Source organism: Paraburkholderia sp. TE9906 (assembly GCF_056279605.1).
Window position 1 is genome coordinate 564729 of record NZ_JBWCCT010000003.1, and the last position, 26325, is coordinate 591053.

The window sequence follows — 26325 nt, forward strand, 5'->3', positions numbered from 1 at the left end:
TGCGCCGTGGGTCGTGCCTTCATGCGCACGACCCACGGTGGGCTGCACGATAAAACTCAGAGCTTCTGCTCCACTGCCAGCGAAAAAATCCGCTGCCATTGCCTTGCCTGCTTCTCACCCGACATCGGCACGAGCCATTCGCCGCGCTTCGGGTCCTTGACCTTCACAGCCACCTGCGCTTGCCCTTCGCGGCCCCGCACTTCGGCTCCCAGCAGATCGGCGAAGATGTACGCCCCCCGCTCGTCGCCGACCTGAATCTCGCAGAACCGCTTGGCCGCAGCAAGCCGCACCGAACCCCAGCTTCCTCTGAGCTCGTGCGTCCAGTCGCCATCGCGAACATTCGCAGCGACTTCCTGGCGGCGGCGCCACCAATACACGGCGGCGGCAATCAGCAGCAGCGCGACCAGCACGGCCACACCGACCGCCACGGCGAGCCCGAAGGCCGCCTGCAACGCATAAAACGCCCGCACTGCCCCGTACACCAGCGCGATCAGCGCTATCAACGCAACCACAATCGGCATCGCAAACTCACCCGGCAAAAAAATCCAGCCTAGCACAAGCGATGCGGGTTTCTCAGCGCAAAGCACCGTTGCGAATAACGCGCCTCCCGCGAGCAAACCGGCGCAGAGGGCGGCTGACCGGCTGGCGGATCGACTGCCGGATTGCCCACCGACTGGCGCCGATCGCCCCTTATTGCTTATGCGCCTGCGCCCAGTCCTTCACCGCCTTCAGCGTATTCTCGACGTGCTTCTCCGGCGACAGGCTCGTGTACTCATAGATGATCTTGCCGTCGGGCGCGATCACATACGACACGCGATTGGCCATCGAGCTATGCATCGGCATGCCGGCGTCATAGGCGCCGATCACTTTCGAATCGGCGTCCGCCGCAACCGGGAATTTGCTGCGGCATTCGCTCACCGAAAACTTCGTCAACGTGTCGATGTTGTCGTGCGACACGCCGATCACCGTCGCGCCGTATTTCTTGTACTCGTCGACGGCGTCGGCGAACTCGTGCGCCTCGATGGTGCAGCCCTTGGTAAAGGCAGCCGGGTAGAAGTACAGCACCACCGGCCCTTTCTTCAACTCGTCGGCAAGCGAATAAGTGTAGGTCTTGCCGCCCAGCGACGCCTCCGTGGTGAACGGCGGCGCCGTGTCGCCAGGCTTGAGCGTCGCCGAGGCGCTCAACGAATACATGGCGAACCCGGCCGACATGACGGCGGCCAGCGCCATCGATACGAATGTCCTCTTCATCTGCTCCTCCAGGCGTGACTGCACGCGTCGTTCAATGAGTCGAAATGAGTCTGATGAGCCGGGGCCGCGTTTTCGACGCAACCCCACCCCCTTCGCACTCCATTGGAACACGTACGCATGGAGTCCGTCATGCCGCGCGACAGACACACGCGCGGCGCACCGCGCCCGGCCGTCTCAGGTGGACCCTTCCGCGACGTGCGCGCCGAACCACGCCGCCGCCGACAGATTCAACTCCGACAGCACGTCGGGCGTCAGCGTCGCGAAACCGGCCGGCGCATCGGGCGCGGCCGCAATCGACGCGGCATCGCCGCCCTCGCCCGCCACTTCGGCGATCCGCAGCAACACGCCGAGCTCGCCGGCGCCCGACACGATCGCTTCGCGAATTTGCGGCGCGAGACCGAGTTTCTCCAGCACCGTGCGCGGCGAGCTGCCGACCACCACGTGGACCAGAGAAAAAATACCGGTCATGAACGCGGCATCGGCAAAATCGTCGTCGGATGGACGCAGCCAGTTCGCGGCCAGCTCCATGAAACGCGAGCGGGTACCGGCCAGTTGCACCAGCGGATCGGCGCGCCAGGACAGATCGCCGCTGTCCGCGTACAGCAGCAGTTGGGCCCAGCGCGCAATCTGCCGCGTACCGGTGGCGATGATCGCCTCGCGCAGCGACGCAATGTTGCGCCCCAGCCCGAACGCGCTCGAATTGACGAGCCGCAGCAGTTGCATCACCACGCTCGGATTCAGCTTGAGTTCGGCCTCGAGTTCGAAGATGCCGGCATCGCACGAGAGCAGCGCGAGCAGCCGCAACAGGCCGGGGCGCAGCGAGCGGCTGCGCGGCGCGGCCAGCACCTGCGGCCGCGCGAAGAAGTAGCCCTGGAACAGATCGAAGCCGAGCTCGCGCGCAAGCGCGAAGTCCTCGCGCGTCTCGACCTTCTCCGCGAGCAGCGTCTTGCCGTGGCCGCGCACGGCGGCGGCCAGCTCGGGGAGCACGGCGCGCCGGGTCTCGAGAAAGTCGATCTTGACGATGTCGGTGTACGGCAACACGCCGATCAGCTCGTCCGACAGCTCGCTGACGTCGTCGAGCGCCACCTGAAAGCCGGCGCGGCGCAACTCGCTGAGCCGGCGCGTCAGCGGCGCGTCGAACGTGACGGTTTCGAGGATCTCGAGCACGAAGCGCTCGGGCGGCATCAGATGGACGATGTCGTTGAACAGCAGCGTACGGTCGATGTTGACGAAGCCGCGGTGCGGCCCGAGCACCGCCGGCACGCCGATCCCGCCGAGCGTGTGCGCGACCACCTGGGCGGTGGCCTGCGCGTCGTCGCCGACTTCGGCGTAGTTGTGTGCGCCGCTGCGAAACAGCAGCTCGTACGCGTTGAGCGCACCGGCGCGATCGAGGATCGGCTGGCGGCCCAGGTAGACAAACTGCACGGCGCGGCCTGGCTGCGTCGCGTCGGCGAATGCGTCACGCACCTCGATGCGCCGGACAGGCGTCGCAGCAGTATGACGTTCGGACATGGATCATCGGTGCAAGTATTCGGAAAGGCTAGGCAGCAGCGACGTCACGGCCGGTACTGCACAACGGGGGTTTGTTCTGTTAACGGACGGCAAGCGGCGCCACTTTAACCGAATCGGGGCAAGACCGTCGCCAGTGCGTCCGCGCGCACTCTTACCAGATGTTTTTTGCGTCAGCCGCTAAAGATTCTCCGGAGCGGGTCGTTATCTCGTTCTGATGGGGCGGCCTGATACCTCTCGACCGCCCGAAACCGCGGAACAACGCGCCGCCCCGCCTGCCAGACGAACACAGGTTGCCAGCGACAAACATGGAAGCGAACAGGATCATCGCGCCCCGCCGGGGCTCCTTGCGCACGGTCATCGACCGGCTTCGCGCGTTCGGCCGCCGCGCGGACGGCGCGCCGAAGCGCGGCGCGAGCCGCGCCGCGCAACTGGAACAGGTGGTCGGCGCCGTCGATCTGCTCGCGCACGTCGACGATGCGCAGCGCTTCCTCTACGTATCCGACGCCAGCCTGCGCTTCATCGGCTATCACCGCGAATATCTGGAAACCATCACGCTGCACGAACTCGTCGCACCGGCGGACGTGCCGCGCCTCGACGCGCTGCTGACGCGCGCCGCGACCTCCGGCAACGTCGAGAAAGCGACCCTGAGCCTGATCAAATCGCTGACCTATCCGATCACCGTCGAACTGCGCGTGGTGCGCAGCAGCCACGACGGCATCGACGGCTACGCAATCGCCGGCTTCGACGTGTCGGCCTGGCGCGCCACCGAGGAACGTCTGACCCAGGCGCTGCATCTGGACCGCCTGACCAATCTGGCCAACCAGTCGGCGCTGCTGCCCGCGCTGCTCGACGCGCAACATGAGGCCGACGCGCACGGCACGCCGGTCGCGCTGCTGCTGCTCGACATCGACGACTATCAGCGCGTGAACCGCGCGCTCGGCTACGACGCCGGCGACGAGATGCTGCGCGACACGTCGCGGCGTCTCATGAACATGACGAGCCCGAGCGAGACCGTGGCGCGCGTCGCGAGCGACGAGTTCGCGATTCTCGTGAAGCCCGCCGCCAGCCGCACCGACGCGGCCGCCGCCGCCGAGGCGCTGGCGCGGCGCCTGTTGACCGCGATCCAGCAGCCCTATGTGTTCAAGGGCCAGCAGGTGCATCTGTCGGCGAGCATCGGCATTGCACTCTATCCCGACGTGCGCCACGCCAACGACACCGCCGCCCACGACACCCACCTGCTGCGCTGGGCCGACCACGCGCTGCTGCAAGCCAAGGCGGCCGGCGGCAACACGCTCGCGTTCTACGTGCCCGACGACAACCCCGCCGACGCCGAACGCCTGAAACTCGAAGCCGATCTCTACGACGGCGTGCGCAACGGCGAGTTCTCGCTGCACTTCCAGCCGATCACGAGCAGCCGCACGCACGGTGTGGTTGGCGTCGAGGCGCTGATCCGCTGGTCGCATCCGGTGCATGGCCTCGTGCCGCCGTCGATGTTCATTCCGCTCGCGGAGTCGATCGGGCTCATCAACTTCCTCGGCAACTGGGTGCTGAAGGTCGCGTGCATGCAACTGATCCAGTGGGACGCCCAAGGCATCTCGCTGCAATACGTGGCCGTGAACGTGTCGCCGACGCAGTTCCGCGACCCGCGCTTCAAGGATTCCGTGCGCGAGGCGATCGAGCTGACCGGCATCGATCCGCGCCGCGTCGTGTTCGAGATTACCGAGAGCCTGCTGATGCACGACCCGGCCCACGCGACGGGTCTGCTCGAAGAACTGACGGCGATGGGCATCCGCTTCGCCGTCGACGATTTCGGCACCGGCTATTCGAGTCTCGCGTATCTGCAACGGTTTCCGCTCGCCAAACTCAAGATCGACCGGAGTTTTGTCGAGAATCTGCTAACCTCGCGAAACGATCAGGCAATCGTTAGCGCGGTCGTCGGGCTGGCCCAGACGCTCGATCTCGAACTGGTTGCCGAAGGCGTCGAAACGGAAGCGCAACGCACGCTGCTCACGGAGATGGGCTGCGATCACATTCAGGGCTGGCTCGTCTGCAAGGCGTTGCCCTCCGACGAACTCGCGCAGCGTTTCGAAATGCGCACGCTTCACCTGCACACCGCCTAGCCATGCAGGCGCGGCGCATACGCGGTGGAACAAGCCGGCCCGAGGCCGGCGTGGCACTCATTGGAACATGTATGGTTTTTGCGGGACTCACATGGTAAAGGCGACGGTGCTCGACCGGCTCTGGACGCGAATGAGCGAGCGCGGCGATTTCCCCATGCTGTCGCAGTCGCTGCGTACCACCATGGCGGCAATGAACAACGACGACCTCGATTTCACGGGTCTCGTGCAGGTGGTGCTGTCGGATTTCGCGTTGACGCAAAAGGTGCTGCGCCTGGCCAACTCGGCGATGTACATGGCGTTCGGCGGCAACATCACGACCGTGTCGCGCGCGCTGATGGTGCTCGGCATGGACGCGGTCGGCCATCTCGTCGTGGGCTTGAAGATCGTCGATCACTTTCATCACAGCGCGCCGCGCCGCATCGACGCGAAGCTCGAATTGAACCGCACGCTGCTGTCGGGCTGCGTCGCGCGCAAGCTGACCGAGCGCGGCGACCTGCGCGCCGGCGAGGAAGCCGTGGTCTGCACGCTGATGCGGCAAATCGGCAAGCTGCTGGTGGTGTTCTATCTGGACGCCGAGTGGGATCAGATTCGCCGTCATATCGACGACGGCACGCTCGAAGCCGATGCGTGCGTGCTGGTGCTCGGCGTGACCTTCGACGAGATCGGCGCGGAAGCCGCGGTGCGCTGGCGCCTGCCCGACATGATCCGCTCGGGCATGGGCGAGTTCGATCCGCAGGACGTCGAGCAGCCGCGCCAGGTGCAGTGGCTGCGCGCCATCACCAACTATTCGACCGCGGTCGCCGACGTGCTCACCCAGCAGAACATGCCGGACTGGGAGCGCGAGGCGCGCATCGCCGAACTGGCGCAGGAATATAGCGGCGCGCTGAATACGGACCCCGACGTGCTGCTCCAGATGAGCGTCGCGCTCGCCCGCGAAGAAGGCGGCGACGGCGTGATGGCCGAGATCGTCGAGCTGCGCGCCAACGCGGATGCGATCGCGCGCGAGGCGCTCAGCCCCGAGGCGCGCATCGCGGTGGGCGTCAAGGATCTGCGCGAGCTGCCCGCCGGCAGCCCGCTCGGGCCGGCCCTCGCGATGGCGTCGGAAACCGTGCTGGCCGGCCTCGGTTTCGCGCGCACGGTGGTGTTCGTCAAGCACAGCAACGGCACCTTCAAGGCGCGCCTCGGCCTCGGTCCGAAGATCGACGCGGCGCTGCCGAAGCTGACCTTCAACACCGCGTTCGAGCCCGACGTGTTTCATCTCGCGATTGCGAACTCGGTCGGTATCTTCATCGAGAATGCGCGCGATCCGAAAATGGTCGCGCGATTACCGGAATGGTTCCGCCGATCGTTCGACGACACCCGCGCCTTCGTGCTGCTGCCGGTCGTCGACGAAAGCGATCAGACGGTGGCGCTGTTGTACGGCGACTGGTCGCATACGCAGGAGCCGCGCCGCATCTCGCAGAAGGAGATGAGCGTGTTGAACGAGCTGGCAAAGGAGTTAGGCCGTTTTTTCGGCCTGGGGCAGATGCGGGAAATGGAGATGATGTGAAGACGTGGCGCGATCGTTGATCGCGGCGTTTCACTCTCGACGGTTCTGTATTTGCCCTGCCTCAATGTTGTTCGTGCGAAACCGATTCGCGGCTTGCCAAGGCCTGCGCGGGCGCCAGTTACGCGTAACGTGCACTGCACGCGGCGGCTTCGATCCTGGTCTCGACCCGAGACTTACCGCTGCACCGGCTTCGCCCTCAATCCTCGATCCTTTCCAACCCTTGCGCGCTGCGATCCGCGACGCCGGCCCACGCGCCGGCCGCGAGTCCCATCTGCGCGGCCTCCTCCACCGTCAGCGGCGGCAAGTGTTCGCACAGCGCGGCCGCCCGCTCCCACTCGCCGCGCTCCAGCGCCTCGACGGTGCTTAGCAAGCCACCCAGCACGCCCTCGCGACGCAGTATCGCCGCCTGGATCGGACGCGACAGCGTCAGCACGTTCAACGTGCTTTCGAGCGAGCCGCCGAATACCGCGTCGACGAATGAGAACACGCCGGTCAGAAACGCCGCGTCGGCTTCGTCGCGCCCGGCTTCGGGCAGGCGCTCGATCGCCAGTTCCATGAAGCGCGCGCGGGTCGCCGCGAGTTGCAGCAGCGGATCGTCCTCGAGCGCGACCTTGCGGCCGTCGGCATAGAGCAGCAACTGCGTCCAGCGAGCGATGCGGTCGGTGCCGGTCGCGTTGATCGCATCGCGCAGCGTCGTCACCTTGTGACCGACGGCGAGCCCGCTCGAATTCGCCAGCTTCATCAGGTGCATCACCAGCACAGGATTGAGCTTCAGTTCGGCTTCGAGTTGCGCGACGGTCGGGTCGCCCGCCAGCAATTGCAGCAGATTCAGCAGCGCATGGCGCGGCGCACTGACGCGCCGCGTCGCCGAGCTTTGCCCACGTGCGAAGAAATAGCCCTGAAAGCGGTCGAAGCCAAGCCCATGCATCGCTTCGAAGTCGGCCTGGGCGTCGATCCCGCAAGCGAGCAGCAGCTTGCCCGCCGACTTCAGCACGCTCGCGAGCTTGGGCAGCAGCGCACGCGGCGCGCGCGCGACGTCGATCTTGACCACGTCGACGTAAGGCAGCAGTTTGGCGAAGGTCTCGTTGGGCTGCATCACCTCGTCGAGCACGAAGCGATAGCGCCGCGTATGCAATTGCACGAGCCTTGCGATCAGCGCGTCGTCCACCGCGAGCGCGGGCGACAGTTCGAGCATGAAGCGCTCGGCGGGCAGCCGCAGAATGGAATCGTCGAGCAGCATCTCGCGGCTGACGTCGACATAGGCCGGATGTCCAGTGAGCGCACCGCGCACGTCGCTCTGCAGCAGACCGTGGACGACGGCGCGCGCCACGCGTTGCGCCGGCGTCGGCGGGCGGCCCGGCAACGCATCGGGGTTGGCTTCGTGGCTGGCTTGCGCCTCAGGCGCTTCGTCCACCGGCAACGTCGGCGCCCGCACCTTGATCTCGTAGCCGCACAGCATGCCGTCCCGCGTGAGAATCGGCTGGCGGGCGAAGCTGGCAAGCAGAGGCGCTTCGTCGGTCGCGCCGGTCTGGCTCAGAGTCTCGATGGCGATGGTGGTCATGGCGGTCCCCGCACAGCGCCTTCGGCGCTTCCCGTTGTATTTTGGTTTTAGCCGCGCCGTAGCGCGTGTTCGTCGAGCCGCTCGAAAGCCGTGGCGCCGACGATGTCCGGCCGATTTTAGCGCAGGCCGTCAGCCCCCGACATGTCAACGACGCAATATCTCGAAATAATTGACGAACGGTCGGCGGGGATGCCGGTCAAGGAATCGACGATACTCCGGTGCAGTGCAAAAGCGTTCCAACCGCCTTTAACCAGCAAGGAAAAACATGGACGTCAAAAGCGTGCTGTCAAATGCCTTCGCGATGCCGATTACGAGCCCGGCATTCCCGATGGGTCCGTACCGGTTCATCGACCGCGAATTCCTTATCATCACTTACCGCACCGACCCCGACAAACTGCGCGCCGTGGTGCCGGAGCCGCTCGAGATCGGCGAACCGCTGGTGCATTACGAGTTCATCCGCATGCCGGACTCGACCGGTTTCGGCGATTACACGGAAAGCGGCCAGGTGATTCCGGTGTCGCTCAACGGCGTCGCGGGCGGCTACACGCTGGCGATGTATCTGGACGATCACCCGCCCATCGCCGGCGGCCGCGAATTGTGGGGCTTTCCGAAGAAGCTCGCGAACCCGGTGCTGGCGGTCCACACCGACACCCTGGTCGGAACGCTCGATTACGGTCCGGTGCGCATCGCCACCGGCACGATGGGCTACAAGCACCGGCAGCTCGATCTCGCGCAGCAGAAGAAACGCCTCGAAGCGCCGAACTTCCTGCTCAAGGTGATTCCGCACGTGGACGGCACGCCGCGCATCTGCGAGCTGGTGCGCTACTACCTGCAGGATATCGATCTGAAAGGCGCCTGGACCGGGCCGGCCGCGCTCGAACTGGCGCCGCATGCGCTCGCGCCGGTCGCCGAGTTGCCGGTGCTCGAAATCGTCGAGGCACGCCATCTGGTCGCCGATCTGACGCTCGGGCTCGGCGAAGTGGTGTTCGACTATCTCGATCAGCCTGAGGCGAACGTGCGCTGAACGGCGGTGGCGGCAGGCATGGGCTGATACGGGTGCCTTCGTTTGCCGCAGGCCAAATGCAAACGGCCGCGATAGCGGCCGTTTGCATCGACGGTTTCGTCGCGCCAGGCGCCAGGTGCGAGGCACGAGGCGCGACGCATCACTCGCCGCGTGTTACCGCAGCACAACCTTGACGTCGAAGTACTTCGCGGCGAGGCGGTCGATCGTACCGTCCGCTTTCAGGTCCTTCAGCGCCTGGTTCAGTGCATCCTTGAGCGCGGTGTCACCCTTGCGGATGCCGTAGCCCACACCCGCGCCGAGCAGCTTCTCGTCGGTGACGGCCGGACCCGCGAATTCGAAGCCCGCGCCTTGCGGCTTCTTCAGAAAGCCCTTCGAGGCCGCTTCCGCGTCCTGGAACGACGCATCGAGACGGCCCGATGCGAGGTCGGCGTAGATCTGGTCCTGCGTCTGATACGGTACGACGTCGACGCCCGCCGGCGCCCAGCGTGCCTTCGCGTAGGTTTCCTGGATCGTGCCCTGCAGCACGCCGACGTGCTTGCCCTTCAGCGATGCCGGCGTCGGCAGCAGGCCGCTGCCTTTCTTCGCGATCATCTGGTTCGGGATCGTGTAGATCGGGTCGGTGAACTCGACCGCCTGACGGCGCTGCTCGGTGATCGTCATGTCCGAGTTGATCGCGTTGAACTTGCGCGCCTGCAGGGCCGGGATCAGGCCGTCGAACGAATTCTCGACCCACACGCATTTAGCTTTCAGCTTCGCGCACACGGCATTGCCGACGTCGATGTCGAACCCTTGCAACTCGCCCGACGGCGACTTCGATTCGAACGGCGCATACGACGCCTCGACGCCGAAACGCACTTCCTTGATCTCCGCGGCCGAGGCGGCGCCTGCCGTTACCGTCGCCGTCGCGAACAGCGCGAGCGCAGCCATGTTTCGCCAATTCATCTTCATTACGGGGTGTTCCTCTACGGTATTGAATAAAACGGAGTCAGATCAGGACGGCGAGGCTTGCTGCGCCGAAATGGCGATCCAGACTCGTGCGGCCGGCGTGGTGCAGTGCACCAGCCGCGACGCCGGGATTGTACAGGGTTCCGGGACGACCTACCCCGCCTGTCTAGACAAGTTGCGCCAGCGTCTGCTCCGTTGTCTCGACCACGAGCAGACCCGCGCGCAAGCCGGGCTTGACCGTCGCGTTCGGAAACACGATGCGCTCTTCGTCGTGGCGCACGGTATAGCGATAGTCGCCGTCGCGCGCGAGCAAGGTGTCTTTCGCGAACGGCGTGAAATTCGCGACGTCCGCCGCGAACAGCAATTCGAACGCTTCGCTTTGCTTGGTGAGCTGATCGATTACGGTGAACACGCGCGGCAGCGCGGCGTCGGCCCCGCCCTCGCCCTCGCCCTCGCCCTGCGTGCCGGCCAGCAGACGACGCAACGCGAGATCGGCGCCCGCGAAGCGCGTCAGATCGTTCTCGCCGAACGGGCGCACCTTGCCCAGTTCCAGCGTGCAGGCATCGGCGGCGCAAGCGTGCGCCGTGAAGTGCGAATACGTGGTGCCCCTGGTCGTGTGCAACAGCACCGCGCTGATGCGCGCCTGCCCGAGCCACTCGAACATCGCGCGCGAAAACGGCTTGCCGGTATGCGGCAACAGCGCGAACTGTTCGAACGCGGACGCGCGGATCGCCGTGTGCATGTCGATATGCCAGCGTGCGCCGGGCGCATCCGGCGCCGCCGCGAAGAACTGCACCGCCGCCTGTTCCAGCGCCGCGGCGCGCGGCGCTTCGTGGCTTTCCGGCACCTGCAGATGACGGCCGCTGAAGAGGCGGTTCAGATCGTCGTCGCGATAGCGAACGGCGTCGCGCATCGCGTCGACGTTGCCGAGAATCACCATCAGGCGGCACGTCAGCGCGGCGCTGCCGTGCGCGATATCGCGCACGAGAAACGCCAGCAATTCGATCGGCGCGGTTTCGTCGCCGTGTACGCCGGCCGAGACCAGCACGCTGCGCATGCCGGGACGAAGCGCGGCGGGCTCCAGCACGAGCACGCCGTCGTCGAGCCACGACCAGCGCACGCCGTTTGCGCACACGCCCTGCGTTTCGTTTGCGGCAGGACGTGTGTTCGCCAGCGTATAGGCGAGGAAATCGTCGAGCATCAACGGACCCGGCATGGCGTGCTCAGCGCTGGAAGTCATACAGCGAACCGAGGCCGAGAATCTGCGTCAGTTCGTCGAGCGCGGTGCGCGACTCGCGCAGCAGTTGCGGATCGCTCAGATCGGCCGGCGCGAGACGGTCGCGATAATGCTTTTCGATCCACGTATCCAGACGGCCGAACAGCTTGTCGTCGATCCACACGCCCGGCGCGACCGCGGCGCGTTCGGCGTCGTCGAGCACCACGCGCAGACGCAGACACGCGGGGCCGCCGCCGTTCTTCATGCTCTCGCGCAGATCGAACACCAGCACGTCGTCGATCGGACCCGCATGCGAACCCAGTTCGTCGAGGTAGGCCGCGACGCGCGGATTTTCGCGGCATTCCTGCGGCACCACCAGCACCTGCCTGCCGTCCGGGCGCGTCAGCAACTGGCTGTTGAACAGATACGACGTGACGGCGTCGGCCACGCTCACCTGCGCATCCGGCACTTCGATCACGTCAAAGCCCGCGTTCATCCCCGCGAGTTTGGTGCGCAGTTCGTCGTACACGGCGTTCTGTTCGACGAACGCGAGTTGATGGCAGAACAGCGTGTTGCGATTGCCGACTGCGATCACGTCGTTGTGGAACACGCCCGCGTCGATCACGTCGGGGTTCTGCTGCGCGAACACCGTGGCCGCATCCGCCAGCCCATGACGATGCGCGACCGCGCGGCTCGCCTCGAAGGTCTGACGCGCGGGAAAGCGTTTCGGCTCCGGCCCGCGACGATATTCGCTGCGGCCATACACGAAGAACTCGACGCCGCGTGCCGCATAGTCCGCGCAAAAACGCGTGTGATTCGCCGCGCCTTCGTCGCCGAGCGCGGGCGTGCCGGGCAGCGCCTCGTGCACCACGAAGCGATCGTTATCGGCGAATATCGCGCTCAAGGTGCGGCGCGTCGAGGCATGCTCGATCGCGCGATGCAGTTTGCTGCACAGATTGGCCGGCGTGAAATGCACGCGGCCGTCGTGGGTGTCGGCGGACGGGCTCACGGTGGCCGCGTTGGCCGTCCACATCGCCGAGGCCGAACTCGCGGCGGCGAGCAACTCTGGCGCGTCTTTCGCGACGCGCGCGATCACCGTCGCTTCGTCGCCGGAGAAGCCGAGTTCGCGCAACAGACGCATCGACGGACGTTCCTGCGGCGGCAGCACGCCCTGGTGAAAGCCGAGGTCGGCCAGCTGCTTCATCTTGCGCAGACCCTGGCGCGCGGCCGCCTTCGGATTCGCGATCGACTTCTCGTTGTTCTGCGACGCGACGTTGCCGAACGAGAGCCCCGCGTAGTTGTGGGTCGGGCCGACCAGGCCGTCGAAATTGGCTTCAGTGGCTTGCATCGTCGATCCTTAGAATTGAAGGCCCGGCGAGACGCTCGCGGGCATTTGCAGTTGCGCGCTTTCGACGGACGCCATCGGGTACGCGCAGTAGTCGGCGGCATAGAACGCACTCGGCCGGTGATTGCCCGAGCGGCCCGGGCCGCCGAACGGTGCACCCGACGACGCGCCATTGGTCGGCCGGTTCCAGTTGACGATGCCCGCGCGGATGGTGCGCTGGAAATGCGTCCACAGCGCTTCGTCGTCGGCGAGCAGGCCCGCGGAGAGGCCGAACTCGGTGTCGTTGGCTTTGTCCAGCGCTTCGTCGAAACCGCTGTAGCGGACGATCTGCGCGAGCGGGCCGAAGTGCTCCTCGTCGGGCAGATCCTTCACGTTCGTCACGTCGAGAATCGCCGGCGTGACGAAGCCGAGTTGCGGATCGCGCTGCGCCATTTTCAGCAGCGCTTGAGCGCCATCGGCGAGCAGTCGCTCCTGCGCCGCCACGAGCCGCGACGCCGCGCGCGCCGAGATCACCGCGCCCATGAACGGCTGCGGATCGGCGTTATATTCACCGACGCTGATGCGCGAGGTGACATCCACGAGGCGTTCGACGAAGCGCTCGCCGAACGCGTCGTCCGGCACGAAGATACGGCGCGCGCACGTGCAGCGCTGCCCCGCCGACAGAAACGCCGATTGAATCGTGTGATGCACGGCGGCGTCGAGATCGGCCACCGGGCCGATCACGAGCGGATTGTTGCCGCCCATCTCCAGCGCCAGCACGATCTCCGGCCGGCCGCCGAACTGTTTGTGCAGCAATGTTCCGGTGTCCGAACTACCGGTGAAGAAGAGCCCGTCGATCTGCCGGTGATTCGCGAGCGCAATGCCGGTGTCCTTCTCGCCCTGCACGAGATTCAGCACGCCGGCGGGCAAGCCCGCGTCGCGCCAGGTCTGCACGGTGAGCGCGGCCACGCCGGGCGCGAGTTCGGACGGCTTGAACACGACCGCGTTGCCCGCGATCAGCGCCGGCACGATATGCCCGTTCGGCAGGTGGCCCGGAAAGTTATACGGCCCGAACACGGCCACCACGCCATGCGGGCGATGCCGCAACACGGCCGTGCCGTCGGCCATCGCCGAGCGCTTCTCGCCGGTACGCTCGCTGTACGACTGAATCGAGATCTCGACCTTCGCGGCCATCGACGCCGCTTCGGTGCGCGCTTCCCACAGCGGCTTGCCGGTTTCGCGGCCGATCGCTTCGGCAAGCGCTTCCTTGCGTTCGGTCACGAGCGCGGCGAAGCGGCGCACCACGCCGCAACGTTCGTCGAGGCTCAACGCCGACCACGCCGCGAAGCCGCGGCGCGCGCTGCGCACGCCCCGATCGACGTCGTCCGCCGATGCGCTGTTGCCTTCCCACACCGTCGCGCCCGTACCCGGGTTGCGCGACGCGAATGCGGGTCCAGTGCCGGCGGCCCATTCGCCGTCGATGAAAAGCTCGCTCATGATCATCCTTGTTTGTGTTTCTGCGGCAGCACCCGCACCAGGTCGCCGGCCTTGACGTCGAGCGCGGCGGCCTCTGTCGCGCTCAGTCGGAACACGCCGTCCTGCGGCACGCCCGCCACCACGCCGACACGAAAATCGCCCAGCGAGGTATTCGACACCATCGATTTCGGCCCATCCTGCGGCGCGTGCGCGGGCGCATCGGCGATCTCGGCCGGCACCAGCACGCTCTCGCGCACCGTGCGCAAGTCGGCGATGTGGCATTCGAGCACCGGACCCGCGTCGAAGATATCGACGTGATTCTCGTAACGCAGGCCTTCCGCTTCGAGCATGCGTCGCGCGGGAATCGTGTCGCTATGCGTGAGGCCGACGCATTGCTGCGCCTCCTGCGGCAACAGTTCGACATACACCGGATAGCGCGGCATCAGCTCGGCGAGAAACGCCTTGCGGCCATGCGAGCTCAGATAATCCGCCGCGTTGAAATCGATCTGATAGAAATGCGAGCCGACCGCGCGCCAGAACGGCGAGGTGCCTTCCGCGTCGAAGTGGCCGCGCAGTTCCGCGCACAGACGCTGCGGAAAACGCTCGCGAAACTGCGCGAGAAACATGAAGCGCGAGCGCGACAGCAGGCCGCCCACCCCGCTCGTGCGATAGCGCGGACTCAGGAACAGCGAACATACCTCCGCATAACCGGTCAGGTCGTGCGAGATGTTCAGCGCGCTCATGCGCGTCCAGATGCCGAGGTCCTGGCTCGCGTGCACCACCGTGCTCACGCGATAGTTGTAGAACGGCTGCTGCAGGCCGACCGCCGTTTCGATACCGCAGACACCCGCCACGTCGCCGGTGTCCGTATCTTCCATCACGAAGAAGTAGCCGGCCTCGTGCGGCTCGGCCTTGTCTTCCATCGTGCGGCGTGCACGTTCGACACGCGCCGCCAGCGCATCGCGGTCGGGCTTGAACGTGGTGAGGCCGGGGCCGGTTTCCTGCGCGAGCCGCATCAGCGCGTCCACATCGCCTCGTTGCACAACGCGAACGACGATCATTGCGCCTCTCCCGAATGTTCATCCTGATGCGGCGCATGCAGTGGCACGCAACGCACCGCATCGCCCTCCTGCACGCCGAGCGCCGCGCGCGCCGCATGCGACAACGGCGCACCCGCGTCCTTGCCCGCGGCCAGTTCGCCGAGCACGCAGCGGAATTCGCCGTCGGCGCCGTTATGCGCGATCAAATACGTCGCAGCGTTCGGCGCGGCGGCAGCCGACTCGTGGACCACCCGCGTCTCATTGCGCGTCACGCTGACGCTGCGATCCACCTGCGCCGTCAACACCGGCCCCGCGTCGAAAATGTCGATGAAGCGGTCCGTCTCGAAGCCCTCTTCCTGGTGAATCTCATACGCGAGCAAGGCCTTCGAATCCGGCTCGCCGAGCACGCGCTGCGCCGCTGCCGGCAGCAGGGGCACGTACACGGGATAAGTCGGCATCACTTCGGCGATAAAAGTGCGGCTGCGGCCACCCGATTCAATTTCGATGTCGGCGAAATCGCGGCCGAAGAACTTGCGCCCCACCGCTTCCCAGAACGGCGACACGCCGTTCTCGTCGGTGACGCCGAGCAGCAGCGAGAACACCTCGGGCGTGAAGCGCCGGCGATTGGCCGCGATGTACATCATCCGCGCGCGCGACATCAGATGCGCGGCGGGCTCGCCGCGCAGCGACGGGTCGATGTAATAGCCCGCGAGCCGGCTCTTGCCGGTCAGTTCATGCGACATGGTCAGCGCGTGAATCTTGCGGTTCACGTGCAGCTCGCGCGACGCATGAATCAGCGCGTCGTTGCGAAACGCGTAGAACGGGTCCGAATAACCGGCCGCGGCCACGATGCTCGCAGTGCCCATCAGCTTGCCGCTTTCGCTGTCTTCGAGCACGAACAGATAGAACTCCTCGCCCGGAAAATCGACATCCGCGCGAAACGAGTCTTCCGACAAGGCGACGCGCGCTTCGAGCGCGCGCCGGTCGTGCGGCAACGAATGCAGCACCGGTTGCGCGGTGCGCGCCATATGTTCGAGCGCGTCGAGATCGGCCAGGCGGCCTGGACGTACGAAGAGCATCATCGATCCTGTTGAATGTGACGCATGGTGCGGTGCTTGAGCCGGATCATCAGCGCGCTGGCGTGAATCAACGCGCCGCCGCTTGCGCGTTCGCGCCGACGATTTCGCCGAAGGCCTTCGTCAGGCGTTCGAAGCCTTCGCTCATGTCCTCGAGCGGCATGATCAGCGACGGCACGAAACGCAGCACGTCGGGACCGGCCATCAGCATGATCACGCCGTGCTGGCCGGCTGCGGTGACGAAGTCTTTCGCGCGGCCCTTGAACGCGTCGGTCAGTTCCGCGCCGATCAGCAGGCCCTTGCCGCGCACTTCCGTGAAGAGGCCAAAGCGCTCGTGCATTTTCGCGAGGTGGCCCTTCAGCGCTTCGCCGCGCGCACGCACGCCTTCGAGCAGCTTCGGATCGCTGACCAGCTCGACCACTTTCTCGGCGATCGCCGAGCCGAGCGGATTGCCGCCGTAGGTCGTGCCGTGCACGCCGACCTTGAAATGCGCGGCCAGTTCGGCGGTGGTCAGCATCGCGCCGATCGGGAAACCGTTGCCGAGCGCCTTGGCGGTGGTCAGGATGTCCGGCGTGACGCCGGTGTCCTGATACGCGTAGAAGTAGCCGCTGCGGCCCACGCCCGTTTGCACCTCGTCGAAAATCAGCAGCGCGCCGTGCTGATCGCAGGCTTCGCGCAGCGCCTTGAGGAAGGCCGGATCGGCGGGAATCACGCCGCCCTCGCCCTGGATCGGCTCGACGATCACCGCGCAGGTCTGCGCGCCGATCGCTTTCTTCGCGGCTTCGATGTCGTTGTAAGGCAAGTGGGTGATGCCGGCCGGCACCGGGCCGAAGCCTTCCGAGTACTTCGGCTGCCCGCCCACGCTCACCGTGAAGAACGTGCGGCCATGAAACGACTGCGTGAACGAAATGATCTCGGCCTTCTTTGCGCCGTAACGGTCGAACGCGACGCGGCGCGCGAGCTTCAGCGCCGCCTCGTTCGCTTCCGCGCCCGAATTGGCGAAGAACGCGCGGTCCGCGAAGGTCAGGTCTTCGAGACGTTTGGCCAGACGCAGCACGGGCTCGTTGGTATAGCCATTGCCGATATGCCACAGCTTGCCGCCCTGCTCGTGCAATACCTTGAGCAACTCCGGATGCGCATGACCGAGCGCGGTGACGGCGATCCCGCCGGCGAAGTCGATATAGTCGCGGCCTTGCGTATCCCAAACGCGTGAGCCGAGACCACGATCCGGCACGAAGGCGGCGGGCGAAAACACCGGCACCATGACTTCGTCGAAGGTCTTGCGTGTCACTGTCAGGTCGTTCATGGCAAATCCTCGTTACAGGTGAGAGGTAATACAGGTAGTGTAGGAAACCGCACGCGATACGTCTTGCGCATACGCGACGTTTTCTATGACGTTCCGCGCGCCCGGCGAGCTTCGATGCGCTCCGCCGTCCGGCCCGCTGCGCTTCAATCCGCCAGATCCGGCCGCTCGATCAGCGCGGCCGGCCGCGGTTCGCTGGCCGCGGCGCCGCTCGCGCCGGTCTGTTTGTCGATCCAGTTGCGACGATCCTCCCGCGGTGTGACACCAAAGCGTTCGCGATACGCATTGGAAAAATGCGCCGCCGACGAAAACCCGCACGCGAGACTGATCTGCACCACCGACTTGCTGGTGCGCTGCAATTGCGTGCGCGCTTTGGACAGGCGCAGCCCCAGGTAGTATTTGGACGGCATCGAGCCGAGATACTGGCGAAACAGCCGCTCCAGCTGCCGCCGCGAGACGCCCACGAGAGCGGCGATTTCATCGGTGGTGAGCGGGTCTTCGATATTCGCTTCCATCAGCAGCAGTGCATCGTTCAGACGTGGATGACGCTCGCCCGGCGCGGTCACGAACGGAATGCGCTGACGCTCTTCGCCCGCGCGCAACACGCCCACGCCAAGCGCGTCGGCGATCCGGTCGGCGAGTTCGGGGCCGTGCTCACGGCCGATCATCGCCAGCATGAAATCGACGGTCGCCTGACCGCCCGCGCAGGTGGCGCGATCGCGGTCGATTTCGAAGATCTGCTGGGTGACGATCGAGCGTTCAAACTGCTCGGAGAACTGCTGATAGGTTTCCCAATTCACGCTCACGCGATAGCCGGACAACTGCCCGGCCATCGCGAGCCACCACACGCCGTGGTGAATGCCGGTGACGAGCGGCGTGCGCTGGCCGACGCGCGAGAGGCTCGCGAGAAAGAGCCGATAGTCGGCGAATTGCTGAAACCGTTCGCTGACGATGATCAGCCAGTCGCACGCGATCGCGTCGCCGAACGCGGCATCGGCCGGCCATTGCGCACCGCCCGCGAGCGACACCGCGCGGCCGTCCCACGAACACACCTGCACGCGGTACAGCGCACGGCCGTCGATTTCATTGGCAAGGTTGAGCGCGTCGACGATCGGCCCGACACCCGACATCGACACGGGCGGTAAGGCGACGATCGCGACCTGCGTGGTGCGAGCCGGGCTGGACGATCGAGCCATCGCTAATCAGTAAAACGCGAGCGCGGGCCGCGCGTTACTTCAGGCTGCCGGACAGGAACTGCTTGAGCCGTTCGCTGCGCGGCGCGGTGAGCACCTCGGCGGGCAGCCCCTCTTCTTCGGTGCGGCCCTGGTGCAGGAACATCACGTGATTCGACACATTGCGCGCGAAACCCATCTCATGCGTGACGACAATCATCGTGCGGCCTTCCTCGGCGAGCTTCTGCATGACCTTCAACACTTCGCCGACCAGTTCGGGGTCGAGTGCGGAGGTGGGCTCGTCGAACAGCATCACGTCGGGGTTCATCGCCAGTGCGCGCGCAATCGCCACGCGCTGCTGCTGGCCGCCCGACAGATGCGACGGATACTGTTTTTCCAGACGCGGCGCGAGACCGACCTTCTCGAGATATTCGCGCGCGCGCTCTTCCGCTTCGCGACGCGACATGCCGAGCACGTGAATCGGCGCTTCGACGATGTTCTCGATCACGTTCATGTGCGCCCACAAATTGAAGTGCTGGAACACCATCGCGAGCTTCGTGCGGATACGCTGCAGCTGCTTGTGATCGGCGACTTCGAGATTGCCGGCGCGGTCGGTTCTGGTCTTGACCGCTTCGCCGTCGACGACGATCTGCCCTGCGTTGGGCCGTTCGAGAAAATTGATGCAGCGCAGAAAGGTGCTCTTGCCCGACCCGCTCGCGCCGATGATGCTGATCACGTCACCCTTGTTCGCGTTGAGCGACACGCCCTTGAGCACTTCGTTGTCGCCGTAGCGCTTGTGGATGTCCTGTACGGCGAGCTTGCAAGCTTCGGTCTGCGTGGTGTGGAGCAAGATGCTCTCCCTGTGAATATACGGATCGATCTGTGACGGCGCCAATGATCGGCGCCGCCGGTGCCAACTGCGCGCGCTCAGTGCGTGCGCACCGCCAGGTAAGCCAGCCAGTGACGCTCGGCGCGGCGAAACAGCGCCACCAGCGCAAACGACACGATCAGGTACAGCAGCGCCGCGAGGCCGAATGCGTTGAACGACTGGTAGGTGGCCGAGTTCGCATCGCGCGCCACCTTCAGGATGTCCGGCACGGTGGCCGTGAACGCGACCGTGGTGGCGTGCAGCATCAGGATCACTTCGTTACTGTACAACGGTAGCGCCCGGCGCAGCGCGGACGGTATCACAATGCGCCGGTACATCGTGAACCAGCTCATGCCGTACGCGCGAGCCGCTTCCACTTCGCCATGCGAGGTCGAACGGATCGCACCGGCGAAAATCTCCGTCGTGTACGCGCAGGTGTTCAACGCGAACGCGAGAATCGCGCAGTGAAAACCGCTGCGGAAGAACGCGTCGAGCAGGCTGTGCGAGCGCACGAACGCGAGGCTATAGATGCCGGTGTAGATCAGCAGCAACTGCACGTAGAGCGGCGTGCCGCGAAACACGTAGGTGTAGAGGCGAACCGGCGTCGAGAGCCAGCGCTTTTTCGACACGCGCGCGACCGCGAGCGGAATCGACACGACGAAGCCGATGCCGATCGACGCCACCAGCAGCCACAGCGTGACCGCGAGACCCGAGATGCGCTGGCCGTCCCAGAACAGGAACGCGCGCCAGAATTGATTGATGATGTCGATCATGTCGCTCAGAGCTCCGCGTGGCGCACGCCGATCGAATAGCGCCGGCCCAGCCAGATCAGCACGAGATTCGATACGGTGGTGATCGCCAGATAGATCAGCGCGGCGATCAGGATGAAGAAGAACATGTTGAAGGTGCTCTTGCCCGCGTCCTGCGCGGCCTTGACCACGTCGGCGAGACCGATGATCGACACCAGCGCCGTCGCCTTGACCAGCACCTGCCAGTTGTTGCCGATGCCGGGCAGCGCGAAGCGCATCATCTGCGGGAACAGGATGCGCGTGAACACCCGTACGCCGCTCATGCCGTACGCGCTGCCGGCTTCGAGCTGGCCGCGCGGCACCGCCAGAAACGCGCCGCGGAAGGTCTCGGTGAAATACGCGCCGTAGATGAAGCCGAGCGTCAGCACGCCGGCCACGAACGGGTCGATGTCGAACTGCTGCAGATTGAGCGCATCCGTGAGATCGTTGACCGCGATCTGGATGCTGTAGAACAGCAGCAGCATCAGCACGAGATCGGGCACCGAGCGGATCAGCGTCGTATAGCCGGTCGCCAGCGCCCGCAGCGGGCGATTGAACGAGAGTTTCGCCGCCGCACCCGCGAGGCCGAGCAGCACGGCGGCCGCCAGCGACAGGACGGACAGCTCGATCGTCTGGACCGTGCCGGCCAGCAACACCGGACCAAAGCCGTATAGGAACACGCGTGTCTCCATCCAGGTTTATTGAGGTTGTCGCGGACGGCGTCGGCCTCGCGGCCTGCCCGACTCATCCGGCATGGCGCGGAGTCTCGCAAGCGAAAATCAATTTCTCAAATAGAGGGTGCGCATCTTGCTGCAACGCAACAAAACGCGTCTGGGCGCGGCGAAATGCCGGTAGCGCTTGGTTTTGCAGGAGATATGCGTTTGTAATGTGCGGCGCGGGCGGCGGGCGCCGCCGCGATTTAGCAAGTTTCGGGTCGCTTTTTCGATAGACCGCGCGCGGGCGTGGCAATCGGTGAAATTCTGGCGGCTGACAGATGAATGACTCATATATGAATCATAAGAGCACTTCGTGATTCATATATGAGTTATCGATTGATTTTTCGAAGCCGCGTGCCATAATGACTCACAAACGAGTCACGAAGGCCCTTCGTGATTCATATACGAGTCAATTAGCCCATTCATGCCCCTCCGCGCCACTCGTCCCGCCTCGCGCTACAGCCTCGAGGCCGCACGCCTGCTAGGCCAACTAATCCGTCGCACGCGGCTTGAACGAAAGATCACCGTGGCGCAGTTGGCCGAGCGCGCCGGTCTGTCCCGCAGTCTCGTACAGCGAATCGAAAAAGGCGATCTATCGTGTTCGATCGGCGCGGTGTTCGAAGCCGCGGCAGTCGTCGGCGTACGCCTGTTCGACGCAGATTCGTCGACGCTGGCAGCCGCCCTCCAGGCCAACGCGGAGATACTGACGCTGCTGCCGCGGGCCGTGCGCGCACCTCGCATCGAAACGAAAGATGACTTCTGACTCCGCCTATAAAGAAGCCTTTGTCTGGGTCTGGTTGCCCGGTGCGACCGAGCCCGTAGTCGCTGGCCGGCTCGCTGCCGCGGGCGATCAGATTCTGTTCAACTACGGCCAGAGCTACCTGGCGCGCGAAACCGCGATCCCGCTCTATGCGCCCGAGCTACCGCTGCAGCGCGGCGCGCTGCCGCTGGCCAACGGCCTGTCGATGCCGGGCAGCATCCGCGACGCGGCGCCGGACGCGTGGGGCCGGCGCGTAATCATCAATCGCAAGCTCGGCGCACGTGGGACCGAGATCGACACTGGCGAGCTCGACGAAATGACCTATCTGCTGGAGTCCGGCTCGGATCGCATCGGCGCGCTCGACTTCCAGTTGTCGCCGACGGAATACGTGCCACGCGAGACGGCCACCGCGTCCTTCAGCGATCTGTTGAATGCCGTCGCGAGCGTCGAGCGCGGGGTGCCGCTGAGTCCCGATCTGGAGCGCGCGCTATTTCACGGCAGCTCGATTGGCGGTGCGCGCCCCAAAGCGATGATCACCACGCACAACCGCAAATTCATCGCGAAGTTTTCTTCCCAGAGCGACGTCTACAGCGTCGTAAAGGCCGAATACATTGCGATGCGCCTCGCGTCCGGAGTCGGCATCCACGCCGCGCCGGTGACGCTCAAGCAGGTCGGCGGCAAGGACGTGCTGCTCATAGAACGGTTCGACCGCGTGCGCGCCACGCAAGGCTGGCAGCGCCGCGCGATGGTCTCGGCGCTGACGCTGTTCGCACTCGACGAAATGATGGCGCGCTATGCGAGCTACGAAGACTTCGCCACGCTGATCCGCCATCGTTTCAGCGATCCACGAGCCACGCTCAAGGAGCTTTTCGCCCGCATGCTGTTCAACGTGCTGTGCGGCAACACCGACGACCATGCACGCAATCATGCGGCCTACTGGAACGGTCACGAGCTGGCGCTGACACCGGCCTACGACATCTGTCCGCAAGCGCGGGCGGGTAACGAGGCCACCCAGGCCATGCTTATCGTCGGCAATGAGCGGCTCAGCCGGATCGATACATGTTTGAAAGCGGCGCCGCTATTCCTGCTGTCCAACGACGATGCGATGGCGCTGGCCCAGCATCAGATCGAAATAATCCGCGATAACTGGCACCCTATCTGCGCCGAGGCGCAACTCGGTGACGTCGACCGGAATCTGATGTGGCGGCGCCAGTTTCTTAATCCGTTTGCCTTCGAAGGCGCGCCGCCGGAACTGGCAGCGCTGGTTCAGTAGCATCGAGGCGAACCCGCGCCGGCCCGCAAGCCGCCCCCCCTTAATCCATCCCCAGCCGTGCCCGAATCGCCGGCAGCATGTATTCGACCGCCGCGCGCCCTTCCTCGATCGCCGGCGCCGCGCGGTGAAAATCGAAAATGCCCATTCCGCCCAGCCGCGGCTGAATCAGGATGTCCGCCGGTTCGCCGGCAAGGCGGCTGCGCGAAATCCGCACCTGCATGATGTCGATGCTTTGCGCAATCGAACTCAGCATCGACGGCACGCGCGCGCTCGGCGCGGGCGCCACGCGCACGTCGTCGGTGGCGCTGGCGTCGGCGGGCGCCAGCCAGCGCGGCCAGGGCTTGCCGTTGCGGCGCAGCGCGCCGGGCGCCGGCGCGTCCGGATCGAGCGAAGGCGTTTCGACCACCGCGCCGCCGAAGTCGCGGCCGTTCAGAATGTCGTTGTTCAGGTCGACCGCAATCACACAGTCCGCGCGCATGCCGCGCGCCACCGAGACCGGCACCGGATTGCTCAGGCCGCCGTCCACCAGCCACACGCCGTTGTGCCGCACCGGCGTGAAGATGCCGGGAATCGCAATCGACGCGCGCACCGAATCGATCGTGCTGCCCTCCTGCAGCCAGATTTCCCGCCCCGTATCGAGCTCCGTGGCAACCGCGGCGAACGGCAGGTTCAACTCCCCGATCGAACGGCCGTTGAATTTGTCCGCGAATAGCTGGATCACCTTGCGCCCGCCGAGCAGACCGCCCGAGATGCGCAAATCGAGCAGACGCACCACGGTCTGCCACGTGAGCCGCGCGACCCACTCTTCGAGCCAGTCGAGGTCGCCGTTCGCGTACACGGCGCCCACCAGCGCGCCGATCGACGTGCCGCACACCACGTCGGGCTTGATGCCCGCGTCATGCAACGCGCGGATCGCCCCGATATGCGCCCAGCCGCGCGCGGCACCACCTCCCAACACCAGCCCGATCCGGCTGTATCGACGTCGACGTATCATTGTTCTCACCCCGCTTCATTTCTTCTATCGCCCTCGTATCACGTCCGAGCGCGAGGTCGTGTACACCTTCAGATTCCGGTCGAAGTGCACGTTGAAAATCCCTTCCTGGGTCACGCCGCCCTCGCGCCACTTCCAGCTCCACACGGTCTCCGGCTTCAGCGGAAATACCGCGACCTCGCCGGGCTTGCCGAGCAATCGGCGTACTTCGTCCTCGCTCATGCCCATGCGGATCTTCGCGAAGCTGGCCGCCGTCAGCACCTGCGTAATGGCCTGCAGCTTGCCGTCACGGTCGATGTCGACCATGTACGTGTTCAGTCCTTGCGGGCCGCGCGGATATTCGAAGCGCTTCGAGCCATCGGTAAAGGTGCGCTCGGTTTCCGGCTTGCCCATCTGGTCGCGGATCTGCGCTTCGGTCGTGACACCCGGCGTCATGTTCCTGAGCAGCAACGCATCGGGTTTGACGGCATTGAAGAAATCTTTGAGTTTTTGCACGGCGTAGTCGCTCTGTCGATCGTCGCAGCCGGTGAGTGCGACGCACGTGGCCAACATCGCGACGGTAAGCAGTTTCAGGCTCACGGCGAATTCCCTGTACGGATGCGCTGTCAAGACGCGCGTTCCGGTATGTAGTGCCTCCCAAGGGGACTTCCTTCGGAGCGAGCTACAGGATAACCGCACCCGGCGCAAACCGCGAGCGAGGTCGACACGGCGGCACGTGGCCGTCGTGCATGCAAAGTCGATTGAATACCGGGAATTCGCGCGAGTCTGCGCGGCGCATCGCAAAAGCGCGACGAAAGCGCGGCACGGGGGTGGCACGGAAGCGGCGGCTGCCGTGGCGAACTGAAAGCAGTAGTGCGCGTCTCATCGCGGACAAGCACGACACCGCGTCGCCACAAGCAAAAAGGCGACGCCAGAAAAGCGTCGCCAGGTCGGTCGAGACAGTCAACCGGAAGTGAAAGCGGCCACTGGCCGCCAGATACGAGGCACCGCGGACGACGCGCAGCGGTCCGGTTCCGTCGAAGCGGTGGGCAACCTTGGCTGCACACCTTGCGCCATCGCCGGAATGGCAAACCGCTGCTTGTTTGGCCGCCCTGGTCCCTCGATAAGCCTTCCAAGTGCAGATAATCTAATCGCATTGGACGGTTTAGACGAGAGCGCGTTTACACCGAATCGGCAGATGATTTACGCGCCGCCGGCGAGTGGCGCAGGACACGGCGTCATCGCCCGCCCGACGTTCATGCTCACACTCCCGCCGGCCGCATCAAGGCAAGGGGAAGCTGCGGTCGAAACTCGTGCGCACGTCCAGATGCGCACGAATCACGTTGGCGGCTTCGTAGGTATCGGCGGTGCGTTGCTGCGCGCTGACGACGCTGTCGTCGATCGTCACGGGATGCACCTGGCCGCGCTGATAGACCGTCTTCAGCACGTCGACCGGCAGGCCGGTCACGCGCGACTGCATCGCCGCGACTTCGTCGGGATGCGACAGCGCCCAGCGCTGGCCGAGCGCCACGCGCCGCAGGAAGTCGGCGAGTTGCGCGCGCTTGTCGGCGATCGCGCGATCCGTCGCGACCTGGTAGCTGAGCCCTTCCGACAGACCGACGCCATTCGCGATGATGCGGTCGTGATCGCGCGCTTCGCCCAATGCCGTGTACGGATCCCACACCGACCACGCGTCGACGCTGCCCGACGCGAGCGCTGCCTTGGCGTCGGCGGGTGCGAGAAATACGAAGGTGACCTCGCTCACGGGCACGTTGGCCTTCTTCAACGCGGCAAGCGCGAGATAGTGGCCGATCGAGCCGCGTGTCGTCGCGATACGCTTGCCCTTCAAACTCGCCGCGTCGTTGAGCGGCGAATTCGCACCGACGACGATCGCGAGATCCAGCGGCGTCGAGCGCGTCGCAGCCACGGCCCGCACCCGGGCTCCCGCTGCCAGCGCGAACACGAGCGGCGCATCGCCGAGCCCGCCGACATCGACCGCGCCCGCGTTCAACGCTTCACCGAGCGGTTGCGCAGCCGGAAAGTTGAACCATTCGATCCTGTACGGCAGGTCTTTCAACTGGCCCGACGCTTCGAGAATGCCGCGCGTTTGCAAGGACTGGTCGCCGACTTTCAGCACCGGCAGATCGGCCGCGTGAGCGGGCGTGGCGCACAGCAGCGCTGCCATCGTCAGCGTGACGGCGCCAAGCGGTGCGGACCACGCACGCTTCGAAACAGAGAGGATGTCGAACGAAAAACGCAGAGTCGTCATGGCGATGCTTGCCCGATGGCATGAAGTGATTTTCCATCGACGATAAGGGACGCTTCTGTATAAGACAAACGCATTATTCTTCTAAGCAAATATGCGAATTTTCTTCGGCACC

The 26325-nt window shown here is 65.3% G+C and carries 24 protein-coding genes; 5 read left to right on the plus strand and 19 right to left on the minus strand.

What is annotated here, in order from left to right:
* Window positions 1-56 precede the first annotated feature (56 nt).
* From ACZ9H4_RS10315 to ACZ9H4_RS10325, 3 genes are all read right to left on the minus strand, one after another.
* Entirely contained in the window at window positions 57-521 is a 465-nt protein-coding gene (locus ACZ9H4_RS10315) for a hypothetical protein (protein WP_408154402.1), read from the minus strand.
* Window positions 522-690: 169 nt separating this feature from the next.
* The gene (locus ACZ9H4_RS10320; RefSeq protein WP_408148740.1) at window positions 691-1251 is read right to left on the minus strand and encodes a peroxiredoxin; all 561 of its coding nucleotides are present in this window, start codon (window positions 1249-1251) and stop codon (window positions 691-693) included.
* A gap of 174 nt (window positions 1252-1425) precedes the next feature.
* A complete protein-coding gene (locus ACZ9H4_RS10325) occupies window positions 1426-2763 on the minus strand; it encodes an EAL and HDOD domain-containing protein (protein ID WP_408148742.1) in 1338 nt (445 codons plus the stop codon).
* 305 nt (window positions 2764-3068) lie between these two features.
* Between ACZ9H4_RS10325 and ACZ9H4_RS10330 the strand changes: the two genes are divergently transcribed.
* A complete protein-coding gene (locus tag ACZ9H4_RS10330; protein ID WP_408148744.1) occupies window positions 3069-4883 on the plus strand; it encodes a putative bifunctional diguanylate cyclase/phosphodiesterase in 1815 nt (604 codons plus the stop codon).
* A gap of 91 nt (window positions 4884-4974) precedes the next feature.
* Window positions 4975-6432, plus strand: a complete 1458-nt coding sequence (locus ACZ9H4_RS10335) for an HDOD domain-containing protein (protein WP_408148746.1) — start codon at window positions 4975-4977, stop codon at window positions 6430-6432.
* Between the two features lie 196 nt (window positions 6433-6628).
* Here the strand turns inward: ACZ9H4_RS10335 and ACZ9H4_RS10340 are convergent, their stop codons facing one another.
* Complete coding sequence (locus ACZ9H4_RS10340) at window positions 6629-7993, minus strand: EAL and HDOD domain-containing protein (protein WP_476118964.1); 1365 nt, start codon at window positions 7991-7993, stop codon at window positions 6629-6631.
* 265 nt (window positions 7994-8258) lie between these two features.
* Here ACZ9H4_RS10340 and ACZ9H4_RS10345 point away from each other — a divergent pair, with 265 nt between their 5' ends.
* Complete coding sequence (locus ACZ9H4_RS10345) at window positions 8259-9017, plus strand: acetoacetate decarboxylase (protein WP_408148750.1); 759 nt, start codon at window positions 8259-8261, stop codon at window positions 9015-9017.
* Between the two features lie 153 nt (window positions 9018-9170).
* Here ACZ9H4_RS10345 and ACZ9H4_RS10350 read toward each other — a convergent pair whose 3' ends face one another.
* The 12 genes from ACZ9H4_RS10350 to ACZ9H4_RS10405 all read right to left on the minus strand — a co-directional run bounded on the left by ACZ9H4_RS10350 (window position 9171) and on the right by ACZ9H4_RS10405 (window position 21232).
* Window positions 9171-9965, minus strand: a complete 795-nt coding sequence (locus ACZ9H4_RS10350; RefSeq protein ID WP_408148752.1) for an ABC transporter substrate-binding protein — start codon at window positions 9963-9965, stop codon at window positions 9171-9173.
* Between the two features lie 163 nt (window positions 9966-10128).
* Window positions 10129-11202, minus strand: a complete 1074-nt coding sequence (gene astE, locus ACZ9H4_RS10355) for a succinylglutamate desuccinylase (protein WP_408154408.1) — start codon at window positions 11200-11202, stop codon at window positions 10129-10131.
* Window positions 11186-12526 (minus strand): N-succinylarginine dihydrolase, encoded by a 1341-nt coding sequence (astB, locus tag ACZ9H4_RS10360; RefSeq protein ID WP_408154410.1) that lies wholly within the window; start codon window positions 12524-12526, stop codon window positions 11186-11188. Before astB ends, astE begins: the two co-directional genes overlap by 17 nt.
* Window positions 12527-12535: 9 nt before the next feature.
* On the minus strand, window positions 12536-13999 hold the full coding sequence (gene astD, locus ACZ9H4_RS10365; protein ID WP_476118965.1) for a succinylglutamate-semialdehyde dehydrogenase: 1464 nt from the start codon (window positions 13997-13999) through the stop codon (window positions 12536-12538).
* A 2-nt stretch (window positions 14000-14001) separates the two neighbouring features.
* A complete protein-coding gene (gene astA / locus ACZ9H4_RS10370; RefSeq protein WP_408148761.1) occupies window positions 14002-15039 on the minus strand; it encodes an arginine N-succinyltransferase in 1038 nt (345 codons plus the stop codon).
* Window positions 15036-16097 carry an arginine/ornithine succinyltransferase subunit alpha gene (gene aruF, locus ACZ9H4_RS10375; RefSeq protein WP_408154456.1) on the minus strand — a complete coding sequence of 354 codons (1062 nt, stop codon included), beginning with the start codon at window positions 16095-16097 and terminating at the stop codon, window positions 15036-15038. The genes astA and aruF overlap by 4 nt, the downstream gene beginning before the upstream one ends.
* Before the next feature lie 67 nt (window positions 16098-16164).
* Window positions 16165-17400, minus strand: a complete 1236-nt coding sequence (locus ACZ9H4_RS10380) for an aspartate aminotransferase family protein (RefSeq protein WP_408148764.1) — start codon at window positions 17398-17400, stop codon at window positions 16165-16167.
* Between the two features lie 143 nt (window positions 17401-17543).
* Window positions 17544-18593 (minus strand): GlxA family transcriptional regulator, encoded by a 1050-nt coding sequence (locus ACZ9H4_RS10385; RefSeq protein WP_408148766.1) that lies wholly within the window; start codon window positions 18591-18593, stop codon window positions 17544-17546.
* Between the two features lie 34 nt (window positions 18594-18627).
* Window positions 18628-19419 carry an ABC transporter ATP-binding protein gene (locus ACZ9H4_RS10390; RefSeq protein ID WP_121318837.1) on the minus strand — a complete coding sequence of 264 codons (792 nt, stop codon included), beginning with the start codon at window positions 19417-19419 and terminating at the stop codon, window positions 18628-18630.
* Between the two features lie 77 nt (window positions 19420-19496).
* Window positions 19497-20210, minus strand: a complete 714-nt coding sequence (locus tag ACZ9H4_RS10395; RefSeq protein ID WP_408148769.1) for an ABC transporter permease — start codon at window positions 20208-20210, stop codon at window positions 19497-19499.
* A 5-nt stretch (window positions 20211-20215) separates the two neighbouring features.
* The gene (locus ACZ9H4_RS10400) at window positions 20216-20905 is read right to left on the minus strand and encodes an ABC transporter permease (protein WP_476118968.1); all 690 of its coding nucleotides are present in this window, start codon (window positions 20903-20905) and stop codon (window positions 20216-20218) included.
* Window positions 20906-21004: 99 nt separating this feature from the next.
* A complete protein-coding gene (locus ACZ9H4_RS10405) occupies window positions 21005-21232 on the minus strand; it encodes a hypothetical protein (RefSeq protein WP_408154414.1) in 228 nt (75 codons plus the stop codon).
* Between the two features lie 133 nt (window positions 21233-21365).
* Here ACZ9H4_RS10405 and ACZ9H4_RS10410 point away from each other — a divergent pair, with 133 nt between their 5' ends.
* Together ACZ9H4_RS10410 and ACZ9H4_RS10415 are read left to right on the plus strand one after the other, a co-directional pair.
* Window positions 21366-21704 carry a helix-turn-helix transcriptional regulator gene (locus tag ACZ9H4_RS10410; protein ID WP_408148774.1) on the plus strand — a complete coding sequence of 113 codons (339 nt, stop codon included), beginning with the start codon at window positions 21366-21368 and terminating at the stop codon, window positions 21702-21704.
* Window positions 21694-22974: a type II toxin-antitoxin system HipA family toxin gene (locus ACZ9H4_RS10415; RefSeq protein WP_408148775.1), complete on the plus strand. Its 1281-nt coding sequence runs from the start codon at window positions 21694-21696 to the stop codon at window positions 22972-22974. Before ACZ9H4_RS10410 ends, ACZ9H4_RS10415 begins: the two co-directional genes overlap by 11 nt.
* A 40-nt stretch (window positions 22975-23014) precedes the next feature.
* Here ACZ9H4_RS10415 and ACZ9H4_RS10420 read toward each other — a convergent pair whose 3' ends face one another.
* From ACZ9H4_RS10420 to ACZ9H4_RS10430, 3 genes are all read right to left on the minus strand, one after another.
* Window positions 23015-23968, minus strand: coding sequence for a patatin-like phospholipase family protein (locus ACZ9H4_RS10420; RefSeq protein ID WP_408148777.1), 954 nt, complete (start codon window positions 23966-23968; stop codon window positions 23015-23017).
* Window positions 23969-23992: 24 nt separating this feature from the next.
* Window positions 23993-24544: a hypothetical protein gene (locus tag ACZ9H4_RS10425; protein WP_459252114.1), complete on the minus strand. Its 552-nt coding sequence runs from the start codon at window positions 24542-24544 to the stop codon at window positions 23993-23995.
* A gap of 682 nt (window positions 24545-25226) precedes the next feature.
* Window positions 25227-26129: an ABC transporter substrate-binding protein gene (locus ACZ9H4_RS10430; protein WP_408148854.1), complete on the minus strand. Its 903-nt coding sequence runs from the start codon at window positions 26127-26129 to the stop codon at window positions 25227-25229.
* Window positions 26130-26325 lie beyond the last annotated feature (196 nt).